A 19832-nucleotide genomic window follows, 5' to 3' on the forward strand; every position below is an offset into this window, starting at 1 on the left:
AACCGCGGCCCGGTCCGGGGATGGTCACCGGAGCCCCGCGACCGGGCTGTTTCGGTTCGATTGCTCTTGGTGGGTGTCGTTGTAGGTCTTCAAGACTGTGGTGACGATGCCGGTGAGCTGGTTGAGGATCAGTGAGCCGTGCTGGAAGTCGGCACGCAGGCCGTCGGGGACGGGGTAGGCGTTGCGCAGCGGGAGTCCGAGTATGCCGGTGTCGGCGCCGAGTTGCAGGAAGCGGTCCAGGATGGTGCCGAGCACCTCGACGATCTGGCCGTCCGGCACGGTGTAGACGTAGCCGTTGGTGAACTTCGCATACTGCTGGCCGTGCGCTGCGGGCAGCACCTCCGACTGTGCGGCGCCGAGCGGTCCGTTCGGTCCACCGGACATCGACCAGTGCCTGGCGATCATGTTGTCGTGCACCATGTTCAGCAACTTGGTGGTCAGCTCGGCGAGGGCGGCCACATCGGTGCTCGGGGCGGTCGAACTGTGGAACCCGCCGGGGCCGCCCGGCGCACCGGCGGCGATGTCGCGGATCCGGTCCATCAACGCGTACGCGGCGTCGCCGGGGCAGCTGGTGTTGCCGACATCGCGGTGTGCGAAGACGATCGGCAACCGTACGGCCTCGCCCAAGGCGTACGGGGTGAACGACGTCCCCTCGGAGTACATCGTGGTGTAGCCCTTGGGATCCAGCCCGGCGACCTTGGCGCGCCAGCCAACGAAAGCGCCGATCGCGTTGATCGACTCCTGCGTCGGTGGAATGGATTCGTAGTTGCCCATCAGCGCGACACCTGAAGTGTTCTCGTTGAACCCGCCGGCATGCGCGCCCTGCACCGGCCGGTCGAGGCCGCCGAAGCGTCCCTCGAAGACCTGGCCGTACTTGTCGACCAGCGCGTTGTATCCGATGTCGCACCAGCCCAAAGTCTGCGCGTGGTAGGTGTAGATCGCGCGGACGATTCCGGCCGATTCAGCCATGCTGTAGTCGTTTCGACCAGCGGTGTGATGCACGGTGACGCCGCCTAGGCCGTCGTCGTAGGTCGGTTCGTCGCAGCGGATCGATTCGTCCGCGCCCCACTGGGCCCGTGTGATGACCGGCGGGCCGCCACCGGGCAGTGCCGCGGCCACGTTGTGCAGGGAACCATCGATGGCGCCGCGCCCGGGATCGATGAGCACGGCGGTCAGGTCGGGGGTCTGCTGGGCGACGTCGTCGGAGCGGGGTTGCGCCAGTTCGCCGGGGCGGGGATCGAACGGTTGGGCGGGGTCGGCGGAATGGGGATCGGTCTGCTGGGCCGGGTCGGCGGAGTGCGGGTCGGTCCGCTGGGCGGGGTCGCCGGGGTATGGGTCTCGTGGGGTGGGGTCGCTGGACTGTGGGTCGGTCTGTGGGGCGGGGTCGCCGGAGTGTGGGTCGGTCTGTGGGGCGGGGTCGCCGGAGTGTGGGTCGGTCTGTGGGGCGGGATCGCCTGACTGTGGGTCGGTTCGGTAGACCGAATCTTCCTCGCTCGCAACGGGCTGCGCCACCGGCTTGCCCTCCGGCGACGAGGTTCGGGCCCGCGTAACCAGCACTTGTACCGCGTTCGTATTGCCGACGTAGATCGGTTCGGTGCCCTCGGTCGCGCCCGGGCCGGAGTGGTCGGTGCGGTGGGTGTCGACCGGATCCGCGTCGTACCAGGGCCCCCAGGTGCCGTCGGGTTGCCGGGCTCGGATCATGGCCTTGGTGTTCGCCAGATCCTTGGCCGTGAGCGCCACCATGCTGAACGGGGTGTCGCGGGAGAGTTCCTTCACCTGCGCCCCGACTTGGCTCATCAGTTCGGGGGGCAGAGCGCCGGGCGACAGCGCTGGAGTCTCGGGAGTGGTGCCTGGCTGAAGCCGGTCGGGATCTGCGATGAAACGCACGCTCCCCGGGGCGCGTCCGGTATTCGCCGGAGCGGGGGAATTCTCGCTCTTGGACGTAGGACCTCGGGTTATATCCGAACCGGAGGTTTGGCCGGGATGGATTTCGGGTAGGGGTATTCGCTCGGGTAGCCGCACGCCGGGTGGCAGCGGTAGTCCGTCCGGCACCGGAATGGATTCCGGAATCGACAACATGCGCAGGTCGGACAGGCGCAGATCCGGCAGGTCCAATCCGGTGAGTTCGCGCAGCGGCAGCACGATGTCGGGTGCTCTGGTGAGCGCGACCTCGGCGAGTTGGGCCGGTACGGCGGCCGGTTCGCTGTCGTTGGCGGCCCGGTAGTCGGTCGAATCGCTGAGTGTAAGTGTGACGAGCGGCGCCGCTACCGCGAGGGCGGTGACCACCGGGAGCACGACAGAACGTTTCGGTTTGCGGTACCGCACGAGTGTCTCCAATCAGGTCGAACCGGGGAGCATGAGCAATTCGGCGTAACTACCTGATGTATCAATGGTCACAATAGCCACATCAATCACAGACTAAACCTCTACTAGAGAATTATGTTTGCTTGAATGTAACTCTCGGATTGTGACCGGCGGGGGACGACATGCCGACCGGTACGAATCGCCGGTCCCGGAAACCGTGGGAGTGAAGCGATGCACCGGAATGCAGCAGCGCGGTGGTTGGCGAAATGCATGGTCGGACCCATCCGCGGTGCCGAACCCCGTGCGGTGCGGGGTCGGCGGGGGTCCACGCCGCGGCCGGTCTCGGTCGGCACAGCCGCGCTGCTCACCGGCGCCGTGTTCGTGCTGTCCGGCTGGCCGGGTGACGCGCCGTATCGAACCGTGGCCGGGCCGGGACATGGGCGCGGCATGAGCCAGGTCGGCGCGTTCGAAAGCGCACGGGGCGGGTGGGTGGCCGAACGGATTCTCACGCACTATTACCCCGGCGCGGTGCTCGCCGCCGTCGCGCCCACGGCGGTCCGGGTCCGCCTCATGGCGCTGGACGGCTCGTCCCTGGACGCCTTTGCCGCCGCTGGTTTGCGGGTCGCGGGCCGCGACGTGGCACCCGGTCACGTGGCGCATCTGACGCCGCTGCCCGGCGGTGGCGCGAACGTCGTCGTGACGGTCGGCTGTGACGGCGAGGTGCTGTGGCAGGCGGCAACCGACGACCAGTGGATCCACCCGCTCGATCCCCGGCCGAATCGTCCTGTCGCCGAACATCTCACGCTGTGCGGGGGACCCGCGTATCGCGGCGCGCTCGGCGTCACCGTCGAGGACGGCGCACCCCGCACGGTGAACCAGGTGGACGTCGAGGACTATCTGCTCGGCGTTGTCCCGGCCGAGGTGCAGGCCAACTGGGCGGACAAAGGCGCGGCCGAGGCGCTGCGCGCGCAGGCGATCGCGGCACGCTCGTACGCACTGGCCGAGCGGCGTTATCCGTACGCGCAGACCTGTGACACCACCGACTGCCAGGAGTACCCCGGCACGGCGCGGGAAGATCCGCGGGCGGCCGCCGCCGTCGCCGCCACCGCGGGCACCGTGTTGCTGCGCGATGGCCGGATCCTGCGCACGGAGTACTCCGCCGCGCCCGACGGTGGAACACCCGCGGACATCTACACCTTCGACGTCGGTCCCGCCCCTCACGAGCTGCTCGCCACCGCACCGCCCGAGGATCCGCACGAGCAGACGCCCGGCACGGAATCGGCGATCGAAGCCGAGTATCGCCGGATCGGCGGCGCGACCAGCGCGGTCGGCACACCGATCGGCCCCGAGATGATCCTGCCGCAACACGCGGGCACCTACCGGCTCTTCACCAACGGCGTCATCATCGCGACGCCGACGCTCGGCGCGCAGGTGGTCGACTTCACCACGCTGTTGCAGTTGGTGCCGGATTCACCTGAGGGAAAGGCGATTCCACCCACTGCTGGTACGCCCAGTGCTGAAGCTGCGCATCCATCTGGAGGTGCGCCCCCCGCCGCGAGTGTGGCCCCCGCTGCCGGTGCGCCTCACGCTGCCGGTGGGCCCAGGGCTGATGTTGCGCCTCCGTCCGATGCTGCGGCTGCGTCTGGTGCCGTGCCGCCGCCTGGCACTGTGCCGCCATCCGGTCCTGCGGTTGCGTCTGATGCGGCGCCTCCGTTCGATGCTGCCGCCTTGTCCGATGTTGTGCCTGGGGCTGATGGTGCGGCTTCGGTTGGTGGCGCGCACACGTCGACAGTCGCAAGTCCGCCTGCTGCATCCGTGCCGTCCGCGAATACCGTTCCGCGCGCTGACTCCACGCCCAACACGGGTGCGGTTCCGCCTGGCGATACCGCGTCTGCCAGTTCAGTTCCGCCCGGGGGTACGGTCCCAGCCGGTTCGGTTCCGTCTGTCGCGTTGCCGACTGCCGAATAGCGACACGGCCCTCGACTCTGCCGAGCCGATGGCTGGTCGGGAGCGCCGAGCGCCACTCGCGCGGGCTTCGCTCTCAGACGTGTTGCTGCTCCAGACGCGCGATGGGATCACTCCGGCGGTGTGTCCCCGAGTGACTCGGCCAGGGTGCGCAGCAGCTCCGCCAGCTGGTCGCGGGACGAAATATCCAGGGCAGCCAGCAATCGCTGTTCGTTCGCCATGTGGCGGGGCAGCAGGTCATCGATCAGTGCCCGGCCCTGCTCGGTGAGCCGGACGCGAATGGCCCTGCGGTCTTCCGGGCAGGGCTTGCGCTCGACGAGTCCCTTGGCCTCCAGCCGGTCGATGCGATTGGTGATCGCGCCGGAGGTCACCATGGCGACCTTGATCAGCGCGCCCGCGGTGAGTCCGTCGGCGCCGCCGGACCGGCGCAGCGTGGCCAGCACGTCGAATTCCCAGAATTCCATGCCGAATTCGCCGAAGAAGCGCTTGAGGTCCTGTTCGATCAGCCGGGCCAGTCGCTGGATCCGGCCGAGCACCAGCATCGGTGAGACGTCGACCTCGGGCCGCTCCCGATGCCAGTGCGACACGAACAAATCCACCGCGTCCGACATCGCAGTTCCTCTCTGTGCAAAGAATCTCAATGTTCATCTACTTGACGCCAAGACAGCTACGGGAGTAGATATCTGAACGTTGAGATTATCAATGAGGAGTCAGACATGACGACACGCACCGCCGGACCGGCCGACGCCTCGGTCGCGGGCACCTTGGCGCTCACCGCTCTCACCCCCGTCGTCTGGGGGTCCACCTACGCCGTCACCACTGAATTCCTGCCGCCGGACCGCCCGCTGTTCACCGCGCTCACGCGCGCGCTGCCCGCGGGTCTCGCGCTGCTCGCGTTGACCCGAGTGCTGCCCCGCGGGAGGTGGATCGGCCGCGCGGCGGTGCTCGGCATTCTCAATATCGGCGCGTTCTTCCCGCTGCTGTTCCTGGCCGCCTACCGGCTGCCCGGTGGCGTCGCGGGGGTACTCGGCGCCGTCGCGCCGGTCTTCGCGCTCGTCATCGCGGCGGGCGTGCTGAGCGAGAAACCGAGTGGCCGCAAGCTGATCGCGGGCGTCATCGGAGTACTCGGCGTCGCGCTCGTCGTGCTGCGTGCCAACGCGCAACTCGACACCGTCGGTGTGCTCGCGGGTCTGGCGGGCGCGGCGTCGATGGCCGCGGGCACCGTGCTGACCAAGAAGTGGGGACGACCCGATGGTGTGGGCCCGCTGGCCATGACCGGCTGGCAGCTCACCGCGGGCGGCGTGTTCATCGCGCCCTTGGCGCTGCTCGTGGAGGGCGCTCCGCCCACGCTTGACGCAGAAGCCGTCGGCGGATACCTCTACCTCGGCGTGGTCGGGACGGCGGTGGCCTACTGGCTCTGGTTCCGCGGCATCGCACGGGTGCCCGCCACGTCGGTGGCCTTCCTCGGCTTGCTCAGCCCGGTGTCGGCCGCGGTGATCGGGTGGGTCGCGCTCGGACAGGCGCTCACCCCGCTACAGGTCCTCGGCATGGTGATCGCGCTGGGCGGGACCCTGCTCGGCCAGGCGGTAGGTGCTCCGAAGGCCGCGGTCCGGCCCGTCGCACCTCCCGTCTCGGCCGCTCCGGCGCTGGCTGCCGGAATCTCGGCGAAACAAGGCTTGACCTTGACGTAACGTCAACTTGCAAGCTGGTTGCACCGACGAGACAAGAAGGGAGAACGCGGTCATGACGATGGTCACCGGGGAATGGTCCATTCAGGATCTGGCGAAGGCGGCCGGTACCACCAGCCGCACGCTGCGCCACTACGGGCAGCTCGGGCTGTTGCCGCCCAGCCGGATCGGCGCCAACGGGTATCGCTACTACGACCAGGACTCCCTCGTGCGGCTGCAACGCATCCTGCTGTTGCGAGAACTCGGCCTCGGCCTTCCGGTCATCGCCGAAGTCCTTGCCGGAGAACAGGACACCGCCGCCGCGCTGCGCACGCACCTGGACCTGCTACGGCAGGAACAGGATCGGATCCGGCGCCAGATCGAGTCGGTGCAAACCACGCTGCACAAGACGGAAAGAGGTGAACAACTCGTGGCAACAGAAGTTTTCGACGGCTTCGACCACACGAAGTACAAGGACGAGGTGATCGAACGCTGGGGCAAGGACGCCTACGAGAGCGGCGACCGCTGGTGGCGCTCGATGTCCGAGGCGGACAAGAAGGCCTTCCAGCAAACCCATCTCGACATCGCCGCCGACTACGGCCGTGCGCACGCGGCAGGGGTCGCGGTGGACAGCGACGAGGTGCAGGCCATCGTCCAGCGCCACTACGACTGGATCGGCGTCGGCTGGCAGGGGCGGCCGGTGGTGCGGGAAGCCTTCATCGGCCTGGGCGAAATGTACGTCGCCGACCCGCGTTTCGCGGCGAACTACGACGTGCACGGTGCGGGCACCGCGGAATTCGTGCGCGACGCGATGAAGGTCTACGCCGAGCGGAACCTGTAGATCACACCTGACCGACGGCCGGTACGCGAAGTATGCGTACCGGCCGTCATCCGTTGGGCGCAATGCTCTGTGAGCGCGTCTTTCGGATCGATCATCGGTTGTGGAGCGGGGTAAGGGCTGCCGTCGCGCAGCTACGTGTGGTCGTCGCTGCCGGGCGTACGTCCGAGCGCGTGCATCAGCTGGTCTTCGGTGATCGGGGGAACCGGCAGCGGATGGGCGGCCTCCGCGCGCAGGCCGTCGAGCACCAAGGCGAGATGGCGGCGCCAGGCGTCGGGGGCGACGTGGCCGGTCGCCTCCACGATCCTGGTGTGCGACCAGGTGATGAACGCGATGTCCTCGAGCACCCAGTCGGGGCGCAGCACTCCCGCTTCCTGGGCGCGGGTGATGATCCGCCGCATCAGGCCGTGCCCGTACTCCTGAGCTTGCGCGATGGCACGGCTGGGGGCCGCGCGGACGGCGAGTTCGCTGAGCAGGCGGTCGGCGGCTTGCAGCGCGCAGACCCGCTCCACCAGGTAGACGAACGACTCCCACGGGTCATCGATGGCCAGCGCGTCTTCGGCGATGCGACTGCCTGCCTCGATCCGGTCCTCGACGGCGGCGGCGATGAGGTCGTCGCGGGTGGGGAAGCGGTTGTAGAGCGTGCCGATGGCGACACCGGCCCGGGTGGCGATCTCCTTCAGGGGCGCGTCGAGGCCGCGTTCTTCGAAGACGGCTCGTGCCGCCGTCACGAGCGCGTCCCGGTTGCGCTGGGCGTCGCTGCGTAACGGCTTGTCCACGGGCCGATCCTACAAATCCGTCAGACGGGATAAGTTGAGCATAGGTTCAAGTTAATGCTAGGGTCGGCAAGTAACTTGAACCATGTCTCAACTTAATCAGGAGCGGAAAATGTCCAAGACCATCGCGATCTTCGGGTACGGACCCGGCCTGGGCGTCGGCACCGGACGCCGATTCGGCCGCGAAGGGTTCCGGGTGGCCGTGATCGGGCGCGATCCCGACAAAGCGCGGCGGCACGCGGACGAGCTGACGGGTGAGGGCATCGAGGCCGCCGCCTTCCCCGCAGACGTCACCGACGCGGCGCAGGTCACGGGCGTGATCGAGAAGATCGAGGCGACCTTCGGCCCGATCGACGTGGCGATGCACGGCGCGGCGGGCGACATCGCCAGCCGGACTTCGTCCACGCTGGCGGTGGATGTCCCGGCGCTGGATCCGCCGATCGCGCTGAAGCTGCACTCGCCGATCCTGGTGACGCGGGCGCTGGCGCCCGGCATGGTGGAGCGCGGCGACGGTGCTCTGCTGTTCTCGTCGGGTTCCTCCGAGCACCATCCGCTGCCCTATCTGGCCAACTGGGGCGTCGCCCTGGCCGCGCAGCGCGGTTACCTGCGCCAGCTCGCGATCGAATTGGACGGCACCGGCGTCTACGTCGGGCTGCTCAATATCGGTGCGCTGATCGACGGAAGCAAGGCCGCCCGGCTCGTCGACGAGCACCCCGAGCTGGTTCCCGACGGAGTCGAGATCGTGCGCATCGGCAGTACGGAACTCGGCGATCACTACTGGCGGCTGTACACCCAGCGGGACAAGGTCGAGCTCGACGTGGGCTTTCCCGCCTGAGATCCGGGTGCGAGGGGCGCTCGATCGCGCCTCGGAACGGGCGAACGACGTGACGCGTACGACCGTGCGCACTGGGTCGGCCGGACAGTAAAACGCCGGTCGGTTGCCGTCGAGCCCCCTTTCGGCAAACGTCCGGCGAAATTCGGAGGTCCCCGGTGTGAACCCAGGCCGGGAAGCGTGCCCGCCCAGCACAGGTTCCGACTCCACCAGGACACGGCGGGGACTTCCGATACTCTGGGCTCCCGTGACCGTCGCATCGTCCCCGGGTAACTCCGTCAATTCCGCCTCACAGTTCGATCTGATCGTCGTCGGCTCCGGATTCTTCGGGCTGACCGTTGCCGAACGCGCCGCCACCGTGCTGGGTAAACGGGTTCTGGTGATCGAGCGCCGCCACCACATCGGTGGCAACGCCTACTCCGAGCCGGATCCGGAAACCGGGATCGAGATCCACAAGTACGGCGCGCACCTGTTCCACACGTCGAACAAGCGGGTGTGGGACTACGTCACGCAGTTCACCGAGTTCACCGGGTACCAGCACCGCGTGTTCGCGATGCACAAAGGGCAGGCCTACCAGTTCCCGATGGGCCTCGGTCTGGTCTCCCAGTTCTTCGGCCGCTACTTCTCCCCGGAAGAAGCGCGCAAGCTGATCGCCGAGCAGGCGTCGGAGATCGAGACCAAGGACGCGCAGAACCTCGAGGAGAAGGCCATCTCGCTGATCGGCCGCCCGCTCTACGAGGCGTTCGTGCGCGACTACACCGCCAAGCAGTGGCAGACCGACCCGAAGGAACTGCCCGCGGGCAACATCACCCGCCTGCCGGTCCGCTACACCTTCGACAACCGCTACTTCAACGACACCTACGAGGGCCTGCCCCGCGAGGGCTACACGAAGTGGCTGGAGAACATGGCCGCCTCCGACCTGATCGAGGTGCGGCTGAACACCGACTGGTTCGAGGTCCGGGAGCAGTTGCGCGCCGAGAACCCGGACGCGCCGGTCGTCTACACCGGCCCGCTGGACCGCTACTTCGACTACAGCGAGGGCGAGCTGGGCTGGCGCACCATCGATTTCGAGACCGAGGTGTTGCCGGTCGGCGACTTCCAGGGCACCTCGGTGATGAACTACAACGACGCGGACGTGCCCTACACCCGCATCATCGAGCCGCGCCACTTCCACCCGGAGCGCGACTACCCCACCGACAAGACCGTGATCATGCGGGAGTACTCCCGGTTCGCGCAGACCGGCGACGAACCGTACTACCCGATCAACACCCCGGAGGACCGGGCAAAGCTGCTGGCCTACCGCGAGCTGGCCAAGAAGGAGACCGAGGCGGCGAAGGTCGTCTTCGGCGGCCGGCTCGGCACCTACCAGTACCTGGACATGCACATGGCGATCGGCAGCGCGCTGAGCATGTTCGACAACGTGCTACGCCCGCACCTGGAAGACGGCGCGCCGCTCGCGACCGACCAGGAGGCATAGGAGCAGAATGACCTCCCAATCCATCTTGGCAGAGCAGACCACCGAGACCCGCGCGAAGTCGCTGCTACAGCGCATCATCCTGCCCCGCCCCGGCGAACCGCTGGACGTGCGCACCCTCTACGTCGAGGAGTCGGCCACCAACGCCAGGCGCGCGCACGCCACCACCCGCACCTCGCTGTCCATCGGCGCGGAATCCGAGGTCTCGTTCTGCACCTACTTCAACGCGCTGCCCGCGAGCTACTGGCGGCGCTGGAGCATCCTGTCGTCGGTGGTGCTGCGGCTGGAACTGGCCGGCCACGGCCGGGTCGACATGTACCGGTCGAAGGCCGACGGCTCGCGCATCCACGTGCAGGGCAAGGAGTTCGCGGTCGCCGGCGGCGCCGACTCGGTGGTCGTGGAATTCGAGACCGACCTGGGCCCGTTCGAGGACGGCGGCTGGATCTGGTTCGACATCACCACCGACACGGCGGTCACGCTGCTGTCCGGCGGCTGGTTCGCACCGGTCGAGGCGCCCGGCGAAGGCAGCATCGCGGTCGGCATGCCCACCTTCAACCGGCCGACCGACGCGGTGAAGACCCTGGCCGCCCTCGGCTCGGACCCGCTGGTGCTGGAGAAGATCGAGGCCGTCATCATCCCCGACCAGGGCACCAAGAAGGTGGTGGACGAGCCCGGTTTCGCGGAGTCGGCCGCGGCGCTCGGCGGCAGGCTGGCCATCTACGACCAGCCCAATCTCGGCGGTTCCGGCGGCTACAGCCGGGTCATGTACGAGGCGCTGAAGAGCACCGACGCCGAGTACATCGTCTACATGGACGACGACATCGAGATCGAGCCGGACTCGATCCTGCGCGCGCTGGCCTTCGCCCGCTTCGCCAAGTCGCCGGTGCTGGTCGGCGGCCAGATGCTCAACCTGCAGGAGCGCTCGCACCTGCACGTCATGGGCGAGGTGGTCGACCGCGGCATCTTCATGTGGACGGCGGCGCCGAACGTCGAATACGACCACGACTTCTCGAAGTACCCGCTCAAAGACCGGGACAACTCCAAGCTGCTGCACCGGCGCATCGATGTCGACTTCAACGGCTGGTGGACCTGCGTCATCCCGCGGCAGGTGGCCGAGGAACTCGGCCAGCCGCTGCCGCTGTTCCTGAAATGGGACGACGCGGAGTACGGTCTGCGCGCCCGTGCCGCCGGGTATCCCACCGTCACGCTGCCCGGCGCAGCCGTGTGGCACATGGCCTGGAGCGACAAGGACGACGCCATCGACTGGCAGGCGTACTTCCACCTGCGCAACCGCTTGGTGGTCGCCTCGCTGCACCTGCCGGGCAACGGCCGCGGCATGGTGGTCAACACCATCAAGGCGACCCTGAAACACCTGCTCTGCCTGGAGTACTCGACGGTCGCGATCCAGAACCTGGCCATCCGCGACTTCCTCGCCGGGCCCGAGCGGTTGTTCCAGCTGCTGCCCAGCGCGCTTGGCGCGGTGCACGAACTGCGCAAGCAGTACCCGGACGCGGTGATCCTGCCCTCGTCCACCGAACTGCCGCTGGCCAGTCACATCGGCGTCGGCGCGGTGGGCGAGCCCGCCAACCCGATCGCCAAGGTGGTCCGGCTGGCCAAGGGAGTGGTGCACAACTTCCGCCCCGCGCGCACCGAACATCACGAGACTCCGCAGCTGAACGTGCCGACGCTGGACGCACGGTGGTTCCTGCTCTCCCAGGTCGACGGCGTCACCGTCACCACGGCCGACGGCCGCGGCGTCGTCTACCGCAAGCGCGATCCGCGCCAGGCGCTGGGCCTGTTCAAGGAGGCCATGCGCCTGCGCAAGGAGTTGGCCGCGCGCTTCCCGGAGATGCAGCAGCGCTACCGCGCCGCCCACCCGCAGCTGACCAGCACCGCGGCATGGGAAAAGGTCTTCGGCATCGACACGAAGGATGGACAGCAGTGAGTCTCGGAGCCAGCGCGGCCGACGACGCGGCCGTGCACCTGCCGCCGCAGAGCGCCAACGGCCACGGCGGCCCGGTGTACGCGGAGCCCACGCAGGCGCCGACGCCGCCGCCCGAGGTCGCGATCATCAACGCCGTGCAGGCCACGCTCGGGAACAAGCCCGCCGTGGTCTCCGCCGCGCGGGGCATGTCGCATTTCGGCGAGCACGCGCTCGGCTGGATCGGCATCGCGGCGGCCGGCTGGCTGCTGGACAAGCCGAGGCGCAGGCAGTGGGCCGGTGTCGCGGTCGGCGCGGTCGGCGCGCACGCGGCCTCGATCGTCATCAAGCGCGTCGTCCGGCGGCCGCGCCCGAACGATCCGTCGGTGCAGGTCAACGTCGGAACGCCGAGCAAACTGAGTTTCCCGTCCTCGCACGCGACCTCGACTACGGCGGCGGCCGTGTTGCTCGGCAGATTGACCGGGCTACCCTTGCCTGCGGTGCTCGTTCCCCCGATGCTGCTTTCCCGAGTGGTCCTGGGGGTGCACTATCCCTCCGACGTGCTCGCCGGTTCCGCGCTCGGTGCCGCGTCCGCCGCTGCCCTGCTTGCCGCCGAAAAGAGACTTGATAGTGACCGGACAAGAAAGAGCCTTGGTTGACATGAGTGAAGAGCCGACCGGCGCCGACCTAGCCGAGGCGGTTGTCAAGGGCCCGCCCAAGACGCTGGCCGGGGGTCTGATCAAGGCTGTCCGTCCGCGGCAATGGGTGAAGAACGTCCTGGTGCTCGCCGCACCGCTGGCCGCGGGCACGGCCACCGAGGTGGACGTGCTCGCGCACGTCGGCATCGCCTTCGTGGTGTTCTGCGCGGCCGCTTCCGGCATCTACCTGGTGAACGACGCGCTCGACGTCGAGGCCGACCGAGCGCATCCCACCAAGCGGTTCCGGCCGATCGCCGCGGGCGTGGTCCCGGTGAACCTGGCCTACCTGCTGGCGACAGTGCTGCTCGCCGGATCCATCGCGGGATCGTTCCTCGCGTCGTGGCACCTGGCCGTGGTGATGACGGTCTACATCGGCATCCAGCTGGGTTACTGCTTCGGTCTCAAGCACCAGGCGGTGCTGGACATCTGCATCGTGTCCTCGGGCTTCCTGCTGCGCGCTGTGGCGGGCGGCGCGGCGGCGAGTATCCCGCTGTCCCAGTGGTTCCTGCTGATCATGGCCTTCGGCTCACTGTTCATGGCCGCGGGCAAGCGTTACGCCGAACTGCAGATCGCGCTGGGCACCGGGGCCAAGATCCGCAAGTCGCTGGAGTACTACACCCCCACCTACCTGCGCTTCATCTGGACGCTCGCCGCGACCGCGGTGGTGGTGTTCTACGGGCTGTGGGCCTTCGAGCAGGACCGCGACAACCACACCGAGTGGTTCGCGATCTCGATGATCCCGTTTACCATCGCAATCCTGCGTTACGCGGTCGACGTCGATGGTGGCGAGGCCGGTGAGCCCGAAGAGATCGCGCTGGGGGACCGCGTCCTGCAGTTCCTCGCAATTGCCTGGATCGGAGCGGTAGGTGTCGCTGTCTATCTCACCTGACGAGATGCTGGTAGCGGGGCGAACGGAATACGCGGGGGAGCGGCCGGCCGATGAGGCGGCACGCTCTGTGTCGCGTTTCGCGCGCCTATCCAAAGCCACTTTCGTCGGTGGGATCGCGCTCACCGTCGTCCTTTTCGCGGTCGGAGGCTGGCAGCGGCGCTGGATCGCCGACGACGGCCTCATCGTGTTGCGCACCGTCCGCAACCTGCTGGCGGGCAACGGCCCCGTCTTCAACGCGGGCGAGCGCGTCGAAGCGAACACCAGCACGGCGTGGACGTATCTGGTGTGGTTCTTCAGCTGGCTGACCCAGGCGCGGCTCGAGTACGTGGTGCTCGGCGTCGCGCTCACGGTGTCGCTGGCCGCGGTCGTGTTCGCCATGCTCGGCTCGGCACGACTGTGGGGCGGAACCCGCGCCGGACTGCTGCTGCCCGCGGGCGTGCTGGTCTACATCGCGCTGCCCCCGGCCCGCGATTACGTCACCTCCGGACTGGAGAGCGGCCTGGTGATCTGTTGGATCGGCCTGCTGTGGTGGCAGCTGATGCGGTGGAGCCAGGCGAAAACCCTTCATCTGCCCGGTCTGCTCGGCCTGGTTTTCCTCGCCGGGCTGGCCCCGCTGATCCGTCCCGAGATGACCCTGGTCGGCGCCTTGGCGCTGCTGATGATCTTCCTGGCGCCCCTGCCGGAGACCGGACTGCGCCCGATCGTGTTGCGTGCGGTGATCGTCGCCGTCGCCGGGCTGGTGCCGATGGGTTATCAGATCTGGCGCATGGGCTACTACGGCCTGCCCTACCCGAATACCGCTGTCGCGAAGGACGCGGGCGGCGCCAAATGGGGCCAAGGCTTCACCTACCTGTGGGATCTGGTCGGTCCGTACTTCCTGTGGGCGCCGCTGCTGGTGCTGCTGATCGCCGGTGTGGTCGCCGCACGCACCCGAGCAGATCGGACGGCGCGGGCGGACCGCGACGAAGCGCGTGGCTGGTCTGTCGGCCGGGTCAGGAGTTGGCTGCGGTCGCCGGGCGCGGTGGTCGCCATGGTGCTGGTCAGCGGATTCCTCCTCACGGTGTACGCGCTGCGGGTCGGCGGCGACTTCATGCACGGCCGGATGCTGCTGCCGCAGCTGTTCCTGTTCCTGCTCCCGGTCGCGGTGCTGCCGATCCGGTTGCCCGTGGGCGGTGTGCGCGCGTCGACGGCCGACTGGTCCTTCGCGGTGCTCGCGGTCGCGCTCGTCGGCACCGCGGGTTGGGCGCTGTTCGCGGCGGGCACCACCGCGATCAAGACCGGTACCAAGATCACCTCGACCGGCATCGTCGACGAGCGCGTCTACTACGTGCTCAACACCGGTCACGACCATCCGATCCTGGCCGAGGACTACCTGGACTACCCGCGGGTCCGCGCGATGGTCAACGACATCGCCGCCAGCCCGAACGGCGGTCTGCTGCTCAACTCGCCGTCGTTCATGTTCTGGTACGTCGCCCCGCCGCCGCAGCCCATTCCCGTTGGCGGCGCCGGGCACACGGTCTACTTCCTCAATTTGGGCATGACCAGCATGAACGTCCCGCTGGACGTGCACGTGATCGACCCGATGGGCCTGGCCTACCCGCTGGCCGCGCACACCGACCGGCTGACCGACGGCCGGATCGGGCACGACAAGAGCCTGTACCCGGACTGGGTCATCGTGGACACCGGCATGGTCGACAAGAAGCCGTGGATGCCCTGGTACCTGGACGAGAAGTGGGTGACCCAGGCGCGTACCGCGATGTCCTGCCCGGACACCCAGGCGCTGCTGATCTCCTCCCGCGATCCGCTCACCTTCGAGCGCTTCCGGCACAACCTGCGCAACGCGTTGCGGTTCGCGAAGTACCGCATCGACCGAGTGCCGAAGTACGAGATCCAGCGGTGCGGGCTGGTCGATCCGATCCCGCAGCCGGTCGCGCCGCGCTGATAATGCCGTAGCGGTGGGCCCGAACCAGCACGCTGGAGCGGGCTCACCGTGCGAGTTCGATAAAGTGGCGTACGCCGCTTTATCTCTTTTTGATAACGCCCGCGCATCGATACCGATATACGCTACGACCGTAGGCCCGGCCGTGGCGTCCCACCGGTCGTGGGCATCGGCGGGTTACCGTGTGGACGGCTTGCCGCTGTCGCTTGTGGAACGAAAGGTTGAAACTGATGCGAGGCGTGATCGGGCGTCGTCTGAATACTCGAAGAGCAGGCTCTTGGCTCAAGCGGTCCATGCTGGTATCGCTGGCTGTTCTGCTGCCGCTCGGGGTGTCGGTGGCAGGCCCTGCCGCCCCGGCGTCCGCCGCGTTCAATCCGGACGGCTTCGACTTCTGGGTCGATTCCGAAATGGGGCCGATCAAGTCGCGCATCTTCCGTGCCGCCGACGGCAACACCGGGCGCGTGGTGTACGCGCTGGACGGCATGCGGGCGCGTAACGACCTGAGCGGCTGGGAGATCGACACCGAGGTAGCGCGCGAGCTGACCAAGTGGAACATCAACGTGGTCATGCCGGTCGGCGGTCAATCCAGCTTCTACGCCGACTGGAACGGTCCGAGCGACTTCTTCGGTCTCGGCAGCGCGGGCTCCTCCTCCAGCGGTTCGGCGAACTCGGGCTCCGGCCTGCTGACCGGTTCCGCGGGCGGCCCGGGCAAGTCCAGCACCTACAAGTGGGAAACCTTCCTCACCAACCACCTGCGCTGGGCGCTGCGCGACCGGCTCGGCTTCAACCCGAACGGCAACGGCGTGTTCGGCCTGTCCATGGGCGGCAGCGCCGCGCTCACCCTGGCGGCCTACCACCCCGACCAATTCCGTTACGCCGGTTCGTATTCCGGGTACCTGAACATCTCCGCGCCGGGTATGCGCGAGGCGCTGCGCGTCGCCATGCTGGATGCGGGCGGCTACAACATCGACGCCATGGCGCCGCCGTGGGGCCCGCAGTGGCTGCGGATGGACCCGTTCGTCTTCGCGCCGCGGCTGAAGGCCAACAACACCCGTCTGTGGGTGTCCGCTGGCAGCGGTCTGCCGAGCGCGGCGGACGGCTTGAGCTTCAACACGGTCAACGCGATGGGGCTGGAGGCGCTGGCGCTGGCCAACACCCGCGCGTTCCAGGTCCGCATGCTGACCCTCGGCGCGAACAACGTCACCTACGACTTCCCGGCCGTTGGCGTGCACAACTGGAACTACTGGGCCGACGAGGTCTACCGGATGATCCCGGACCTGTCCGCGAACATCGGGTAGGCAGGCAGTAGCCGACCGCCGACCGCCCTGTGCCTCTGGTACAGGGCGGTCGGTCTTTTTCCGGGGTCGTCCCGGATTTTCTCGGCAACGAATAGGAAGACGAAACGCTTCGGTAGTTGTGCACTGGATCACTATCCAGCAACATGAAGGCATTCGTTTCCGATTGATACGTGAACAACATGCACAGAGGTCGATTCGTCCGCTTTGTGACGGACGCCGGTCTCGGTGTCCGATAAGGGCGCCGGTGAAGATCGCTGGATGTTTGCCGATAGGTCGCCTGAGGGAAAGGTCGAATGTGATGGGAAGTGCGCGCTGGAAACGCGGTCCCGGTAGGTATCGATCAACCGGTTCGTGGTTGCGGCGGTTCGTTCTCGGTGTCGCCGTGGCAACGCTGTTACCGCTCGGAACGACCATCGCGGGCCTCGGCGCCCCGGCATCGGCGGCGTTCAACCCTGCCGCCTTCGACTTCTGGGTCGATTCACCTATGGGACCGATCAAGTCCCGGATTCTGCGCGCCGCCGACGGCAACACCGGTCGCGTCGTCTATGTGCTGGACGGCATGCGGGCCCCGGAGAACCTGAATGGCTGGGAGATCGAGACCAACATCCCGGACGTCCTGGCCCGCAACAACATCAACGTGGTCATGCCGGTCGGCGGCATGTCGAGTTTCTACGCCGATTGGAACGCGCCGAGTGAGTTCTTCGGCGTTCCGGCGGGCGCGGGCTCGAGCACCGGCTCCGGAATACTCGACGGGTTCGCCGGCGGACCGGGCAAGAGCTACCGGTACCAGTGGGAGACCTTCCTGACCAACAACCTGCGCTGGGCGCTGCGCGACCGGCTCGGGTTCAACCCCTACCGCAACGGCGCATTCGGCCTGTCCATGGGCGGCAGCGCCGCGCTCACCCTGGCGGCCTACCACCCGGATCAGTTCAGCTTCGCCGGCTCGTTCTCCGGCTACCTGAACATCTCCGCGCCCGGCATGCGCGAGGCGATTCGCGCGGCCATGCTGGACGCGGGCGGCTACAACGTCGACTCGATGGCGCCGCCGTGGGGCCCGCAGTGGCTGCGGATGGACCCGTTCGTCTTCGCGCCCAATCTGGTGCGCAACGGCACGCGCCTGTGGATCGCGGCGGCCAGCGGGCTGCCTTCCGCGACCGACCCGCCGAGTTTCAACACCCTCAACGGCATGGGTCTGGAGACGCTGGCGCTGGCGAACACCCGGGCATTCCAGGTCCGGATGGCGACGCTGGGCGGCGGCAACGCCGTCTACTCTTTCCCGCCCTTCGGCATTCACGCCTGGAACAACTGGGCCGACGAGGCGATGCGGATGATTCCGGACATGTCGGCGAACATCGGCTGAATTTGATTGCAGCGCCTGCGGCGCTGCGTGTTCGCGGCTGTGCTGGTTCGGCCGCGACTTCGTCGCGGAGTGTTCGCGGCCCACCTGTGGCTCACGTCCGAGCGACCGCCGCTGGCGACTTCGTCGCGGACGCGTCGGCCGCTCGGACGCGAGCCGGGCCGCGAACGGGCAATGCTCGGTCTCGCTTCGCTCGAAAAGTCGTTGTCGGGACGATGTGGTTGCGAATTCCGCTCGGCAGGCTCGAGCGCGCGTCAAAGTGACGCTGGTTCAGCCGTGTGGCGGCAGGCCCTCATGGGTCGTCGAGTTGGCTCATTAGTAGCTGCGGGAGCGCGCTCAACGTGACCGGCGGGCGTTCGACGTCCAGTCGCTGCGGCTATCACAGCAGATCACGGCCTTGATCACAGTTTGTCTCGACGCAGGAGTCCGGCTTTTGGGCTGATTGTGCACATTCGAGCCGACTCCACACCGTGGGGAGTCGCCGCTTCCAACAAGATCTCGCGTCGGTGACAGTTCCCGCCAGCGACTGAAATATCTTGGCTTTCAACACGACATCACCCTGCGAACGCGATAAGGTCACCGCACCATTACCTTGCGCAAACGGAGGGATTTCGACCACCGGAAAGGCCCCGATCTTGCTAAAGCGAGGGGCGTCGAATATCGTCCAGCGAGCGCAAGTGTGACCAGATCGTTGTAGCGCCGTCACAGGACCGGATAGTCGGGACCGTGCTCGTGATGTGCGTCTCGTTGGCAACACGGGTGCCGCTCCGCCCTCCGGGCGGCGAGTGGCACCACAACAGCAGAAAGAGAGCAGGATTCATGCGTTTCGGCAGGGCGGCCGCGCCGAAGAGAACACCGTCGGGACGGCGAGGCGCACCTCGCGGTTGGCGTAATCGAATTCTGGCTGTCGGTGCCGCCGTACTGGCGCTACCGACCGCCGCAGGACTGGCGACCCCGACCCTCGCCACCGCGGCCCCGTCGGCGCACGCGCCGGTGTTGCGGGCGCCCGCGGGTGGCTACGAGGACCTCATGGTTCCCTCCAGCATGGGGCCGATCAAGGTGCAGGTGCAGTGGGCATCGCGCGGTGGTAGCGCGGCGCTCTACCTGCTCGACGGCCTGCGTGCCCGCGACGACCGCAACGCCTGGTCGTTCGAGACCAACGCGATGCAGCAGTTCGCGAACGACAACATCACCCTCGTGATGCCGGTCGGCGGCCAGTCCAGCTTCTACACCGACTGGTACGCGCCGTCGAACCTGAACGGCCAGAAGACCACCTACAAGTGGGAGACCTTCCTCACCAAGGAGCTCCCGGCCTTCCTGGAGGGCTACGGCGTTTCGCGCACCAACAACGCGGTCGTCGGCCTGTCCATGGGCGGTAGCGCGGCGCTGGCGCTGGCGGCCTACCACCGCGACCAGTTCAAGTTCGCCGCCTCCTACTCGGGCTACCTGAACATCTCCGCGCCGGGCATGCGTGAGGCGATCCGCATCGCGATGCTCGACGCGGGCCGCTACAACGTCGACTCGATGGCGGCTCCGTGGAGCCCGCAGTGGCTGCGGATGGACCCGTTCGTCTTCGCGCCGCAGCTGCGCGGCCTGCCGATGTACATCTCGGCGGCCAGCGGCCTTCCGGGCCAGTACGACCAGCCGAACTCGGCGGTCGGCGTGTTCAACACCGGTAACGCGATGGCGCTGGAAGCCCTGTCGCTGGTGAACACCCGCGCGTTCCAGGCTCGCCTGAACTCGCTGGGCATTCCGGCCCGGTACGACTTCCCGGCGGCGGGCACCCACGCCTGGAAGTACTGGGAGGGCCAGCTGTTCAACTCGCGCAACATGATCCTGGACGCCACCGGCGCCTGGTGATCTGATTCGCTCCT

The 19832-nt window shown here is 67.7% G+C and carries 15 protein-coding genes; 12 read left to right on the forward strand and 3 right to left on the reverse strand.

The features are described 5' to 3' along the window. Positions 1-24: 24 nt before the first annotated feature. A complete protein-coding gene (locus ON34_RS00435; RefSeq protein ID WP_245547820.1) occupies positions 25-2295 on the reverse strand; it encodes an N-acetylmuramoyl-L-alanine amidase in 2271 nt (756 codons plus the stop codon). 279 nt (positions 2296-2574) lie between these two features. On the opposite strand from ON34_RS00435, the gene ON34_RS00440 reads away from it, so the two are divergent. Beyond that, entirely contained in the window at positions 2575-4272 is a 1698-nt protein-coding gene (locus ON34_RS00440; protein ID WP_083889055.1) for a SpoIID/LytB domain-containing protein, read from the forward strand. A 107-nt stretch (positions 4273-4379) separates the two neighbouring features. On the opposite strand, the gene ON34_RS00445 is transcribed toward ON34_RS00440, so the two are convergent. Next, a complete protein-coding gene (locus tag ON34_RS00445; protein ID WP_040772692.1) occupies positions 4380-4880 on the reverse strand; it encodes a MarR family winged helix-turn-helix transcriptional regulator in 501 nt (166 codons plus the stop codon). Positions 4881-4985: 105 nt separating this feature from the next. Between ON34_RS00445 and ON34_RS00450 the strand changes: the two genes are divergently transcribed. Both ON34_RS00450 and ON34_RS00455 read left to right on the forward strand, forming a co-directional pair. After that, positions 4986-5960, forward strand: a complete 975-nt coding sequence (locus tag ON34_RS00450; protein ID WP_051021985.1) for an EamA family transporter — start codon at positions 4986-4988, stop codon at positions 5958-5960. Between the two features lie 52 nt (positions 5961-6012). After that, positions 6013-6777, forward strand: coding sequence for a MerR family transcriptional regulator (locus tag ON34_RS00455; protein ID WP_245547821.1), 765 nt, complete (start codon positions 6013-6015; stop codon positions 6775-6777). A 131-nt stretch (positions 6778-6908) separates the two neighbouring features. Here ON34_RS00455 and ON34_RS00460 read toward each other — a convergent pair whose 3' ends face one another. Next, on the reverse strand, positions 6909-7553 hold the full coding sequence (locus tag ON34_RS00460) for a TetR/AcrR family transcriptional regulator (RefSeq protein ID WP_040772694.1): 645 nt from the start codon (positions 7551-7553) through the stop codon (positions 6909-6911). A gap of 109 nt (positions 7554-7662) precedes the next feature. Between ON34_RS00460 and ON34_RS00465 the strand changes: the two genes are divergently transcribed. The 9 genes from ON34_RS00465 to ON34_RS00505 all read left to right on the forward strand — a co-directional run bounded on the left by ON34_RS00465 (position 7663) and on the right by ON34_RS00505 (position 19818). Then, on the forward strand, positions 7663-8385 hold the full coding sequence (locus tag ON34_RS00465; protein WP_040772696.1) for an SDR family NAD(P)-dependent oxidoreductase: 723 nt from the start codon (positions 7663-7665) through the stop codon (positions 8383-8385). A 244-nt stretch (positions 8386-8629) separates the two neighbouring features. Further along, a complete protein-coding gene (gene glf / locus ON34_RS00470) occupies positions 8630-9859 on the forward strand; it encodes a UDP-galactopyranose mutase (protein WP_040772698.1) in 1230 nt (409 codons plus the stop codon). A 7-nt stretch (positions 9860-9866) separates the two neighbouring features. Beyond that, on the forward strand, positions 9867-11801 hold the full coding sequence (locus ON34_RS00475) for a glycosyltransferase (RefSeq protein WP_040772699.1): 1935 nt from the start codon (positions 9867-9869) through the stop codon (positions 11799-11801). A 74-nt stretch (positions 11802-11875) separates the two neighbouring features. Then, positions 11876-12436: a phosphatase PAP2 family protein gene (locus ON34_RS00480; protein WP_051022013.1), complete on the forward strand. Its 561-nt coding sequence runs from the start codon at positions 11876-11878 to the stop codon at positions 12434-12436. A gap of 1 nt (position 12437) precedes the next feature. Continuing rightward, positions 12438-13364, forward strand: coding sequence for a decaprenyl-phosphate phosphoribosyltransferase (locus ON34_RS00485; protein WP_040772700.1), 927 nt, complete (start codon positions 12438-12440; stop codon positions 13362-13364). Positions 13365-13368: 4 nt separating this feature from the next. Then, positions 13369-15306 carry an arabinofuranosyltransferase AftB family protein gene (locus ON34_RS00490; protein WP_051021987.1) on the forward strand — a complete coding sequence of 646 codons (1938 nt, stop codon included), beginning with the start codon at positions 13369-13371 and terminating at the stop codon, positions 15304-15306. A 227-nt stretch (positions 15307-15533) separates the two neighbouring features. After that, complete coding sequence (locus ON34_RS00495) at positions 15534-16601, forward strand: alpha/beta hydrolase (RefSeq protein WP_245547822.1); 1068 nt, start codon at positions 15534-15536, stop codon at positions 16599-16601. A 298-nt stretch (positions 16602-16899) separates the two neighbouring features. Beyond that, on the forward strand, positions 16900-17961 hold the full coding sequence (locus ON34_RS00500) for an alpha/beta hydrolase (RefSeq protein ID WP_051021988.1): 1062 nt from the start codon (positions 16900-16902) through the stop codon (positions 17959-17961). A gap of 816 nt (positions 17962-18777) precedes the next feature. Then, positions 18778-19818, forward strand: a complete 1041-nt coding sequence (locus ON34_RS00505) for an alpha/beta hydrolase (protein ID WP_245547823.1) — start codon at positions 18778-18780, stop codon at positions 19816-19818. Positions 19819-19832: the final 14 nt, after the last annotated feature.

This window comes from Nocardia pneumoniae NBRC 100136, assembly GCF_000308755.1.
Lineage (GTDB): Bacteria > Actinomycetota > Actinomycetes > Mycobacteriales > Mycobacteriaceae > Nocardia > Nocardia pneumoniae.

What these genes read in the sequence shown, in the direction of transcription:
- ON34_RS00440 (WP_083889055.1), top strand. Translation starts at nt 2,575, where the DNA reads ATGGTCGGACCCATCCGCGGTGCCGAACCCCGTGCGGTGCGGGGTCGG.
- ON34_RS00445 (WP_040772692.1), bottom strand. Translation starts at nt 4,880, where the DNA reads ATGTCGGACGCGGTGGATTTGTTCGTGTCGCACTGGCATCGGGAGCGG.
- ON34_RS00450 (WP_051021985.1), top strand. Translation starts at nt 4,986, where the DNA reads ATGACGACACGCACCGCCGGACCGGCCGACGCCTCGGTCGCGGGCACC.
- ON34_RS00455 (WP_245547821.1), top strand. Translation starts at nt 6,013, where the DNA reads ATGACGATGGTCACCGGGGAATGGTCCATTCAGGATCTGGCGAAGGCG.
- ON34_RS00465 (WP_040772696.1), top strand. Translation starts at nt 7,663, where the DNA reads ATGTCCAAGACCATCGCGATCTTCGGGTACGGACCCGGCCTGGGCGTC.
- ON34_RS00475 (WP_040772699.1), top strand. Translation starts at nt 9,867, where the DNA reads ATGACCTCCCAATCCATCTTGGCAGAGCAGACCACCGAGACCCGCGCG.
- ON34_RS00485 (WP_040772700.1), top strand. Translation starts at nt 12,438, where the DNA reads ATGAGTGAAGAGCCGACCGGCGCCGACCTAGCCGAGGCGGTTGTCAAG.
- ON34_RS00490 (WP_051021987.1), top strand. Translation starts at nt 13,369, where the DNA reads ATGCTGGTAGCGGGGCGAACGGAATACGCGGGGGAGCGGCCGGCCGAT.
- ON34_RS00495 (WP_245547822.1), top strand. Translation starts at nt 15,534, where the DNA reads ATGCGAGGCGTGATCGGGCGTCGTCTGAATACTCGAAGAGCAGGCTCT.
- ON34_RS00500 (WP_051021988.1), top strand. Translation starts at nt 16,900, where the DNA reads ATGGGAAGTGCGCGCTGGAAACGCGGTCCCGGTAGGTATCGATCAACC.
- ON34_RS00505 (WP_245547823.1), top strand. Translation starts at nt 18,778, where the DNA reads ATGCGTTTCGGCAGGGCGGCCGCGCCGAAGAGAACACCGTCGGGACGG.